This window comes from Mariniflexile soesokkakense, assembly GCF_039650365.1.
Taxonomy (GTDB): domain Bacteria; phylum Bacteroidota; class Bacteroidia; order Flavobacteriales; family Flavobacteriaceae; genus Mariniflexile; species Mariniflexile soesokkakense.
Map to the genome: position 1 here is coordinate 131,600 of NZ_JAZHYP010000008.1, position 10,650 is coordinate 142,249.

9 protein-coding genes are annotated in these 10,650 nt (G+C 33.6%); 5 read left to right on the forward strand and 4 right to left on the reverse strand.

The genetic code is table 11. The features are described from left to right. Positions 1-129 precede the first annotated feature (129 nt). A complete protein-coding gene (locus VP395_RS14205; RefSeq protein ID WP_346242683.1) occupies positions 130-3,567 on the reverse strand; it encodes a methylmalonyl-CoA mutase family protein in 3,438 nt (1,145 codons plus the stop codon). Between the two features lie 146 nt (positions 3,568-3,713). Here VP395_RS14205 and purU point away from each other — a divergent pair, with 146 nt between their 5' ends. The 4 genes from purU to VP395_RS14225 all read left to right on the forward strand — a co-directional run bounded on the left by purU (position 3,714) and on the right by VP395_RS14225 (position 5,838). Next, the gene (purU, locus tag VP395_RS14210; protein WP_346242684.1) at positions 3,714-4,568 is read left to right on the forward strand and encodes a formyltetrahydrofolate deformylase; all 855 of its coding nucleotides are present in this window, start codon (positions 3,714-3,716) and stop codon (positions 4,566-4,568) included. 43 nt (positions 4,569-4,611) lie between these two features. Further along, the gene (locus VP395_RS14215) at positions 4,612-5,316 is read left to right on the forward strand and encodes a DUF4197 domain-containing protein (protein ID WP_346242685.1); all 705 of its coding nucleotides are present in this window, start codon (positions 4,612-4,614) and stop codon (positions 5,314-5,316) included. Between the two features lie 111 nt (positions 5,317-5,427). Then, entirely contained in the window at positions 5,428-5,619 is a 192-nt protein-coding gene (locus VP395_RS14220) for a Lacal_2735 family protein (protein ID WP_346242686.1), read from the forward strand. 78 nt (positions 5,620-5,697) lie between these two features. Beyond that, positions 5,698-5,838 (forward strand): hypothetical protein, encoded by a 141-nt coding sequence (locus VP395_RS14225; RefSeq protein ID WP_346242687.1) that lies wholly within the window; start codon positions 5,698-5,700, stop codon positions 5,836-5,838. Between the two features lie 3 nt (positions 5,839-5,841). Here VP395_RS14225 and pyrF read toward each other — a convergent pair whose 3' ends face one another. From pyrF to prfA, 3 genes are read right to left on the reverse strand one after another with little or no spacing between them, the layout of a single operon-like run. Then, positions 5,842-6,657: an orotidine-5'-phosphate decarboxylase gene (gene pyrF / locus VP395_RS14230; protein ID WP_346242688.1), complete on the reverse strand. Its 816-nt coding sequence runs from the start codon at positions 6,655-6,657 to the stop codon at positions 5,842-5,844. Then, positions 6,657-7,250, reverse strand: coding sequence for a hypothetical protein (locus VP395_RS14235; RefSeq protein WP_346242689.1), 594 nt, complete (start codon positions 7,248-7,250; stop codon positions 6,657-6,659). The genes pyrF and VP395_RS14235 overlap by 1 nt, the downstream gene beginning before the upstream one ends. 27 nt (positions 7,251-7,277) lie before the next feature. Continuing rightward, a complete protein-coding gene (gene prfA, locus VP395_RS14240) occupies positions 7,278-8,354 on the reverse strand; it encodes a peptide chain release factor 1 (protein ID WP_346242690.1) in 1,077 nt (358 codons plus the stop codon). A gap of 383 nt (positions 8,355-8,737) precedes the next feature. Between prfA and VP395_RS14245 the strand changes: the two genes are divergently transcribed. Then, positions 8,738-10,438, forward strand: coding sequence for a T9SS type A sorting domain-containing protein (locus VP395_RS14245; RefSeq protein WP_346242691.1), 1,701 nt, complete (start codon positions 8,738-8,740; stop codon positions 10,436-10,438). Positions 10,439-10,650: the final 212 nt, after the last annotated feature.

Below are 10,650 nucleotides of genomic sequence, written 5' to 3' on the forward strand. Positions count from 1 at the left end.
TCTTTATTTTTCATAATGTATGTTTTTAATGTTCATATAATAGACGTACAAACATTTAAAAAGATGCATTTTTTAGAAAAGAATTTTATTTTAAAATGTTCATTCTAAAGAAAGACCCTTCGACCCTGCTTACATATTTCTACGATATTGACCACCAACTTCAAATAAGGCTTGTGTAATTTGCCCTAAAGAACATACTTTACAAACTTCCATTAAAGCTTCAAAAATATTTTCGTTATGAATTGCTTTTTGCTGAAGATCTTTCAAGATTGATGTTGTATCATTTGCTTTATGAAGATTTTGAAGCGTTTTAATTTGAGACTGTTTCTCCTCTTCGGTGGCTCGAATTACTTCCACAGGCAAAACCGTTGGAGACCCTTTACTACTTAAAAAGGTGTTCACTCCTATTATTGGGAACGCTCCATTATGTTTTAAAGTTTCATAATACAGACTTTCTTCCTGTATTTTACTGCGCTGGTACATGGTTTCCATGGCTCCTAAAACACCGCCACGTTCTGTAATTCTGTCGAATTCCAAAAGCACAGCTTCTTCTACTAAATCGGTTAACTCTTCTATAATAAACGACCCTTGAATGGGGTTTTCATTCTTTGCTAAGCCTAATTCCTTGTTTATTATAAGTTGAATAGCCATAGCTCTTCTAACCGATTCTTCCGTTGGCGTTGTAATCGCTTCATCGTAGGCATTCGTGTGGAGCGAATTACAATTATCGTAAATAGCATAAAGTGCCTGCAACGTAGTTCTAATATCGTTAAAATCTATTTCCTGCGCGTGCAAACTTCTACCCGAGGTTTGAATGTGGTATTTAAGCATTTGGGCACGTTCGTTCGCACCATATTTATGTTTCATGGCTTTAGCCCAAACTTTTCTGGCTACACGACCAATGACAGCATATTCGGGATCGATTCCGTTTGAAAAGAAAAATGATAAGTTGGGTCCGAATTTATTAATATCCATTCCACGGCTTAAATAATATTCCACGTAAGTAAAACCATTTGACAAGGTTAATGCTATTTGTGTAATAGGATTAGCACCCGCTTCAGCAATATGATATCCAGAAATGGAAACGGAATAAAAATTGCGTACATTATTTTCAATAAAATATTCTTGTACATCACCCATTAAGCGGAGTGCAAATTCAGTAGAAAAAATACAAGTGTTTTGCGCTTGATCTTCTTTTAAAATATCAGCTTGTACTGTACCTCTAACTTGGGCTATGGTTTTGGCTTTAATGTTTTGATAAACTTCTTTTGGCAATACTTGGTCGCCCGTAACGCCCAAAAGCGTTAACCCCAAACCGTTATTACCTTCTGGCAATTTACCGTTATATTTTGGCTGCTCTTTTCCTTTATAAAGCTTTGCTATTTTAGCTTCAACTTCTTTCTCTAAACCATTTTCTTTAATGTATATTTCACATTGTTGGTCGATGGCAGCATTCATAAAATAACCTAAAAGCATAGGTGCTGGCCCGTTAATCGTCATACTAACGGAAGTCATTACATCAGCTAAATCAAATCCTGAATAGAGTTTTTTAGCATCATCTAAACAACAAATAGACACGCCTGCATTTCCAATTTTTCCGTAAATATCTGGACGTACATCGGGGTCGTTTCCGTAAAGCGTGACACTATCAAAAGCAGTTGACAAACGTTTTGCTGGCAAACCTGCACTTACATAATGAAAACGCTTATTGGTACGTTCCGGACTTCCTTCGCCTGCAAACATACGTGCTGGGTCTTCACCCATCCTTTTAAAAGGATATAAACCTGAAGTATATGGGAATTCTCCTGGCACGTTTTCTTGTAACACCCATTTTAAAATATCACCCCAAGCTTGGTATTTTGGCAATGCTACTTTTGGTATTTGTAAATGTGAAAGCGACTCTGAATGGGTTTTTATTTTAATGTCTTTGTCACGGACTTTAAATGTGTATACAGGGTTTTTGTATTTGTTTACTTTTTCATTCCAACCAATTATTATTTCCCAATTATATATATCTAGATTTCGTTGTACGCGGTCGAACTCTGCTACTAGAAGTCTGATAAAATCTTTGTTCTCAATTTGGGTTTGCTTTAGGATTTCTTCTTGATTTATACCATTTTTATTAAGAAGAGATTGCTTCGTTTCACTCGCAATGACATCTAAAATCGATTCAATAGTTTTAAAAATACCATACAATTTTTGAGCGACTTCAACTTGCTCGATACCTTTTAAATCGTAAGCACGATTATTTTCGGCAATTTCAGATAAATAACGGGTTCTTGCTGGTGGAATAACAAAAATCTTCTCACTCATTTCATCTGAAATAGTGAATGTTGATTGCAAATCTGCCGCCCCATTTTCAACCAATGTATCCATAACCGCTTTATAAAGCGTATTTGTACCAGGATCGTTAAACTGTGATGCAATGGTTCCATAAACCGGCAATTTTTCTTGAGGTGTTTCCCAAAGGTTATTGTTGCGCATGAACTGTTTTTTAACATCGCGCAAAGCATCTAAAGAACCACGTTTATCGAATTTATTTATGGCTACCAAATCTGCAAAATCGAGCATATCGATTTTTTCCAATTGGGTTGCAGCGCCAAATTCTGGTGTCATCACATATAATGATACATTGCTATGTTCTATAATTTCTGTATCTGACTGTCCGATTCCCGAAGTTTCTAAAACAATTAAATCGAATTCGGCGGCTTTCAACACTTCGATAGCCTCATGCACATATTTTGATAATGCTAAATTAGATTGACGTGTTGCCAAACTACGCATGTAAACTCGTGGATTGTTTATGGCATTCATACGAATTCTATCACCTAGCAATGCACCACCTGTTTTACGTTTTGATGGATCTACCGATATAATTCCGACGGTTTTCTTTGGGAAATCAATTAAAAACCGACGTACCAATTCGTCCACCAAACTCGATTTCCCTGCACCTCCTGTGCCTGTAATTCCTAAAACTGGCGTTTTAGAGTTCTTATTTTTTGTATGAATTATTTCTAGCGCAGATTTGGCTACTTCAGGAAAATTCTCAGCTGAAGAAATAATGCGAGCAATATCTCTAGCGTTTTTATTTTGAAGTGTTTTTACCTCACCATTTAAAATGTTTCCAATTGCAAAATCAGATTGTTTCACCAAATCGTTAATCATACCTTGCAAACCCAATGCGCGTCCATCATCTGGCGAATAAATACGAGCAATACCATAATCCATTAACTCTTTAATTTCAGAAGGTAAAATAACACCGCCTCCGCCGCCAAAAATCTTTATATGATTTGCGCCCTTTTCCTTTAACAAGTCGAGCATATATTTAAAATACTCGTTATGTCCGCCTTGGTACGAGGTTAAACAAATGGCATTCACATCTTCTTGAATAGCCGTATTTACCACCTCTTCCACACTTCTATCGTGCCCCAAATGAATCACTTCTACACCTGTTGCTTGAATAATACGACGCATAATGTTTATGGAAGCATCATGTCCATCAAACAAAGATGCCGCTGTTACTATTCTAACTTTATGCTGTGGTTTATAAGGTTCTATATGCGTCATTTTAAAATATATTGATATATGCGGTTCAAATTTACGAAATATTCAAAAAAACAAAGCATTTACAAACGATTATCTAAAATTATAATCACTCTTTATTCGTGTCTAATTTTTAGGTTAATTTTGAACTTAAATCATTTTAAAATCAAATGCAAAAGATTACTATTTTAATTCATTGTAAAGACCGTCCAAACATCATTGCTTCTGTAACTAACTTTATTGCCGAAAAACAAGGGAACATTGTTTACATAGACCAACATGTTGACAGGGAACAAAACATCTTTTTTATGCGTCTTGAAAGTGAATTTATTCATGACTCTTTTGCTGCCGACGGTTTTAAAGAAGCTTTTAAAAGTGCTTTAGCCAAAAAGTTTGGAATGAAATGGCGTATTTATTCGTCGGCAAGAAAACCTAAAATGGCCTTATTTATTTCTAAATACGACCATTGCTTATACGATTTATTAGGACGCTATAATTCTGGCGAACTAAATTTAGAAATCCCTTTTATAATTAGTAACCATTTAGATTTAAAATCGATTGCAGATAGTTTTAAAATTCCATTTTACCACATTCCTGTTACCAAAGATAACAAAGAAGAAGCAGAACAAAAGCAATTGAAATTATTAGAAAAATATCACATTGACTTTATTGTTTTAGCGAGGTACATGCAAATTATTTCCGAAAAATTAATTGCCAAATATCCCAACAAAATCATCAACATTCACCATTCTTTTTTACCTGCTTTTGTGGGTGCAAAACCATACCATTCGGCTTTTAAACGAGGTGTGAAAATTATTGGAGCTACGAGTCATTATGTGACCGAAGAATTAGATGCAGGTCCTATAATAGACCAAGGTGTTACCCGTGTATCTCATTCGCATTCTATAGAAGACTTAATTGCAAAAGGCCGCGATTTAGAAAAAATAGTTTTGGCAAATGCCGTTAAATTACACACCAACAGAAAAGTGATGGTTTATAATAATAAAACGGTTATTTTTTCGTAATTACCTACATTTACCATTCACAAGAACCCCAAATTAAAAAATCATGATTCGTAAAATTTTAGTATTTCTTTTAGTTTTAAATCTTACTGCCTGTGCAGAATTGCAACAAGTTGTTAATCAATTACCACAAGGTGTAGGTATTGGAAATGATGAAATTGCCTCTGGTTTAAGACAAGCCTTAGATTTTGGAATAGAAAAACAAGTTACAAAACTAACTCAAACGGATGGATTTTATAAAAATGACTTAGTTAAAATTTTATTGCCTGAAGAATTACAAAAAGTTGATAAAGGCCTTAGGGATATTGGTTTAAGTAAATTGGCCGATGAAGGCTTAAAAGTGCTTAATAGAGCTGCGGAAGATGCGGTAAAAGAAGCAACCCCAATATTTGTTGATGCCGTTAAAGGCATTACCTTTGCCGATGCCAAAAATATATTAATTGGTAATGACGATGCAGCAACCCAATATTTAAATGGTAAGACCCAAACGGCTTTATACGCTAAATTTAGTCCTGTTATAAAAAATTCTTTTAGCAAAGTGGGCGCTGATGAAATTTGGAGCAATCTCATAAATAAATATAACAGCATTCCTTTTACAGCAGATGTAAATCCAAATTTAACAGATTATGTTACCACTGAAGCTTTAAAAGGTGTGTACACCATGATTGCTGTTGAAGAAAAAGAAATTCGAACCAATTTATCTTCCAGAACTACCGATTTATTGAGAAAAGTGTTCGCTTTGCAAGACTAATAACAAGCTTAATTATTGACTATTTTATAGTGGTTGAAAAATAAATTAAATATTTTTTTTCATTTATGAATAAAAAATGTATATTTAATTATCTGTTATTCAGCTAAGTATATGAGCGTAAATGATATCATAAAAAATCGTCATAAAAAACTCGATGAGCAATACAAAGAGCTTATGGAGAAAGCATACAATTTCCGTCAGACAGATTCTGAACTTAGTGATCTTGCCGAATTTCACGCCATGCGACTACTTAACAAGCTAAATACACTTCGGTATTTTTCAAGAAATCAAGTAAAATCTTAATTTATTTTTATCAATTCTTTAACTTTTTAGTTACATCCAAATGCGGCAAACTTCCGTACTTTATACAAAAAAGAAGTTATGAGTTCACATTTTTGTAGAGTTGGTAAAATTAAACCCAACGTAAGTAAGTTAATGAGTTTAAAAGAAATTGAAAAAAGAATATCAAACTTTGTAGAAGATATCCACAAAGTTGATTTCTCACATACCGTTAACGGCTAATTTTTATTTAGATAAAATAGTTTGCATTTCTTGCTGAAGTTCTGCTGCTTTAGATGCTGCTACTTGAGCAAAATCCTCGTTGTTAGACGCATAAATAATACCTCTTGAAGAATTTATCAACAAACCAACATGGGCATTCATGCCGTATTTGCAAACGTCTTGTAAATTGCCTCCTTGTGCACCAACACCAGGCACTAACAAAAAGCTATTAGGAATTATTTTTCGAATATCAGCTAAATATTCTGCCTTAGTAGCCCCAACAACATACATTAAGTTTTTAGAGTTTTTCCAAGTTTTTGAGGTTTCCAAAACTTGTTTATACAACTCTTTGCCATCTACTGTTTTCGTTTGAAAATCGAATGCACCTTGGTTTGATGTTAATGCTAATAAAATGGTATGTTTATCTTCAAAAGCTAAAAAAGGTTCTACAGAATCTTTTCCCATATATGGTGCCACAGTAACCGAATCAAAGGCTAAATCCTCAAAAAAAGCTTTGGCATACATGGTACTGGTATTGCCAATATCACCACGTTTTGCATCGGCAATGGTAAAAATTTCTGGATGCTTTTCGTTTAAATAATTGATGGTTTTTTCTAACGCTTTCCAACCTTTTAAACCATACGCTTCATAAAATGCGGTATTAGGTTTGTAAGACACACATAAATGATGGGTTGCATCAATTATTGCTTTATTAAACGCAAAAATAGGATCTTCTTCCTTTAAAAGATGCTGTGGTATTTTATTTAAATCGACATCTAACCCAATGCATAGAAAGGATTTCTTTTTTTGGATCTGTTGAATGAGTTCTGTTGTTTTCATTAATTCATATCACGAATTATACTTATCTCAGAGTATTCTGAATGATCATTAACCCATATAGAATAAGTTATATTACTTTCTTCTTTGTTCTTTAAATCTAAAAATATAGAGTTATGATCATTTTCAAATGTAAAGTTGTTAAACTTTAAATCATCTTGAATTTTAATTAAATCAAACTCTTTTAAAAGCTCAGAAACCCATAAAACCTTAGAAAAAACAAATTCCTTGTCTTTCGGAAAACTCAAATTTAAGTTTTTAATTTCATAAGTTGCAGACAAAACAAAATGCGTACAACCTCCTCTGTAAATTTTCAAAATCTCATTATCTGATATTTGAATAGATGCCGTTTTCGATTCAGAATCCCAAACATAATTTTCAAGTTCCTTAATCCCTTTTAAAAACCCATCTGTTTGAGTTTCTTGGTCAAACACACAATCTTCCTCAAAAACTTTATCTTTTACAGAATTAATGGAATCTTTTTCGAAATACAAACCATCATTATTTATATGGATAGTTGCTCCCTTAGATTCAGAATTAACATGTTTGCATGAAAAAATTAAAATTATTGATATGTGTAAAATAATATTTTTCATTTCATAGATTCCTGCTTTAGCAGGAATTTAAATCACATCACTATTAGCCTTTAACTTTTCAGTATTTTCAGCTAATTGCAATTCATCAATAATTCTTTGGATGTCTCCATTAACAATGTTTGACAAATCGTAAAGGGTTAAACCAATTCTGTGGTCGGTTACACGTCCTTGTGGGTAATTATAGGTTCTAATCTTCGCACTTCTATCACCCGAAGTTACCATCGAACCACGCTTTGCAGCATCCGCCTCATTTTTCTTAGCCAATTCCATTTCGTATAAACGCGAACGCAATACTTTAAAGGCTTTTTCTTTATTTTTATGTTGCGATTTTTGGTCTTGACATTGCGCTACCAAACCAGTTGGTAAATGCGTTAATCGTACCGCCGAATACGTTGTATTAACCGACTGACCACCTGGACCCGACGAACAGAAAAAATCAATTCTAACTTCCTTTGGGTTAATTTCCACATCAAACTCTTCAGCTTCAGGAAATACCATAACTGTTGCGGCACTGGTGTGAACACGCCCTTGGGTTTCGGTTTGTGGTACACGTTGTACACGGTGTACACCAGCTTCAAACTTTAAGGTTCCATAAACGTCTTCACCTGTAACTTCAAACTGAATTTCTTTAAAACCACCGTTGGTACCTTCACTAAAATCAACCGTATCAACTTTCCAGCCTTTGCTTTCGCAATATTTGGTGTACATTCTAAACAAATCGCCCGCAAAAATACTTGCTTCATCACCACCAGTACCAGCACGTAATTCTACCACTGCATTTTTAGAATCTTCCGGATCTTTTGGTATTAAAAGAAATTTAATTTCATCTTCTAATTTAGGAATACGTTCTTTGGCTTCTTCATACTGCATTTTAGCCATGTCAACCATTTCTGGGTCGCCACCTTCCGAAATAATATCTTCAGCTTCTGCTAAATTGTTGGTAACTTCAATATATTCATCGCGCTTTTCTATAAGCACTTTTAAATCTTTATACTCTTTATTTAATGCGATGTAACGTTTTTGGTCGGTCATAATATCCGGTTGGATAATTAAATCGCTAACCTCATCAAAACGCTGCTTTACTATTTGTAATTTGTCTAACATTTACCTATTTAAATTGTGGTGCAAAAATACGATAATTTATTAATTTTTAATAGTTGGTGTAATAGTATTGAAAACTATGTTAATAATGGCGTGAAATTGGTATTTATTAAACTTAAACATAGCTTAAAACTAAACTTGACTTTGTGAGAAAAAAAAGCTAACTTCGTTTAACGTCCGATATAAGTCATTAAAACGGACTCATATCATTGTAGTTGTATGCCATTTGAAATAATAAAATTCTAAATATGAAAACACTTTTAAACAAGTTGTGAAACAACAAGCTTGTGAAACTTAACAATTACCAGAATGATTGAGTTGACTGATGATGTTTTTTGAACATTACGATGTATTATAAATACGAATACTAAAAAAATCAATGTATTATGAAAACCTTATACTTTTATTTGATAGTTTTACTTATTACACCTTTGTACACATCTGCACAAAGTTTAGAATGGATACAACATTTTGCGGCTTCTGAATCTGAATACGTCTATGCTACAGATATAGAAACTGATGAATCAGGAAATATTTTCATTGTAGGCATATTTAGTGGAACTGTAGATTTCGATCCAGGTGTAGATAATTTTGACCTTACTGCTGATGAATTGGGTTCATCCTTTATTTGCAAACTAGACGAAACTGGTAATTTTCTTTGGGCAATAAAATACATTCCCACGATTAGAATATTTCTAGAAGGGTTTGATAGCGTAGGATCTTTGTATCTTTCTATTTCGTTCGTCGAAACCCAAGATTTTAATCCTGGATCAGGAGTTTTTGAGATAAGCTCTGAAGGAAGTGTTGACTCTGCAATACTTAAATTATCACCATCTGGAGAGTTCATTTGGGCAAAAAGTTTTGGAAGTACTGGACAAGATTACATAACTGGAGTGAGTATTGATGCAAATGATAATTCTTATATAACCGGTATCTATACTGGCGAAGCAGACTTTGACCCTGGACCAGGTTCTGAAATTCTCGACAATTTGGGTGGTTCAAATTATACTTTTGTTCTTAAATTAAATGCAGCAGGAGAATTTGTTTGGGTTAAGCAATTTGCAAACGAAATGTCAAGTTGGGGGAACGATATCGAAATTGATGACTTGGGAAATATATATCTTACAGGACGTTTTGGGGGAAGCATGGATTTTGACCTTGGACCTAATGAAGCCATTCTAACAAGTTCAGAAACAGCGTATCGTTTTATTTGTAAGATGGATTTTGACGGGAACTATATCTGGGCAACTAGTTCAGGATGTGGCAATGGAATTCTTGTTGGCCCTAACAATGCAATTTATGTAACAGGAAATTACGAGAATACTATTGACATAGACCCAAGTTCTGGTGTTCTTAACCTTACTGCTCAGGGAGGAGATAACATATATATATGTAAACTCAATGCCATTACAAGTGATTTAATTTGGGGCAAGAGTATCGGTGGACCAGGTGAGGCATTTAATCCTGAACTAACATTGGACAACAGTGGAAATGTTCTTATTACAGGAACATTTCTAGAGACAATTGATTTTAATGAAGATATTGATAGCCTTAACTCAGAAGGCGACAGAGACATTTTTGTTAGCCAACTAGATATTAGTACTGGCAATGACATATGTGCTTTTAATATTGGAGGTATTGGACTTGAAGAACCATATGGAATATTAAGCACTTCATCTGGTGATATTCTTCTCTCAGGATTGTTTCAAGAGACAGTTGATTTTGACTTAAGTGAGGAAGTTTTGGAATTAACTTCTAATGCTAATGTAGGAACATTTGATGCAGATTCCTTTATTTTAAAATTTGCTCCGTGTGAGAATAATCTAGGAATTGAAGATAATGATGATATTCCATCTTTAAAAGTTTACCCAAATCCATCTTCAGGCCAATTTATATTAGAAATAAATCGGAAGGTCGAAATATTAAAAATCGAAATTTATGACTCATGTGGTAGATTAATAAAAAAAGATATCCATAAATTTACCAATAGAATAGATATAAACTTAACAAACTATTCTTCTGGACTATATTTTGCAAAATTAACATTTGAAAATAGCGACAAGAATATGAAACTTGTCAAATTATAATATAACAAGACACATTAATCAAACGAATAAAAAGATTTTGTGCTACATTACATATGTTCAGAAACAGCAATACCAAAAATGGTAGCAATATAAAACTGAATATATAGAAACTACCAATTGCTTAGAATTGGTTAAAAATAAGTTATAAACGGCATACAACAAAGAACTGAGCTAAAAAACAAATCTTTTTAAGCCATTTTTGAAACAAAATT

What these genes read in the sequence shown, in the direction of transcription:
- VP395_RS14215 (WP_346242685.1), top strand. Translation starts at nt 4,612, where the DNA reads ATGATTCGTAAAATTTTAGTATTTCTTTTAGTTTTAAATCTTACTGCC.
- VP395_RS14245 (WP_346242691.1), top strand. Translation starts at nt 8,738, where the DNA reads ATGAAAACCTTATACTTTTATTTGATAGTTTTACTTATTACACCTTTG.
- VP395_RS14225 (WP_346242687.1), top strand. Translation starts at nt 5,698, where the DNA reads ATGAGTTCACATTTTTGTAGAGTTGGTAAAATTAAACCCAACGTAAGT.
- purU (WP_346242684.1), top strand. Translation starts at nt 3,714, where the DNA reads ATGCAAAAGATTACTATTTTAATTCATTGTAAAGACCGTCCAAACATC.
- pyrF (WP_346242688.1), bottom strand. Translation starts at nt 6,657, where the DNA reads ATGAAAACAACAGAACTCATTCAACAGATCCAAAAAAAGAAATCCTTT.
- prfA (WP_346242690.1), bottom strand. Translation starts at nt 8,354, where the DNA reads ATGTTAGACAAATTACAAATAGTAAAGCAGCGTTTTGATGAGGTTAGC.
- VP395_RS14205 (WP_346242683.1), bottom strand. Translation starts at nt 3,567, where the DNA reads ATGACGCATATAGAACCTTATAAACCACAGCATAAAGTTAGAATAGTA.
- VP395_RS14235 (WP_346242689.1), bottom strand. Translation starts at nt 7,250, where the DNA reads ATGAAAAATATTATTTTACACATATCAATAATTTTAATTTTTTCATGC.
- VP395_RS14220 (WP_346242686.1), top strand. Translation starts at nt 5,428, where the DNA reads ATGAGCGTAAATGATATCATAAAAAATCGTCATAAAAAACTCGATGAG.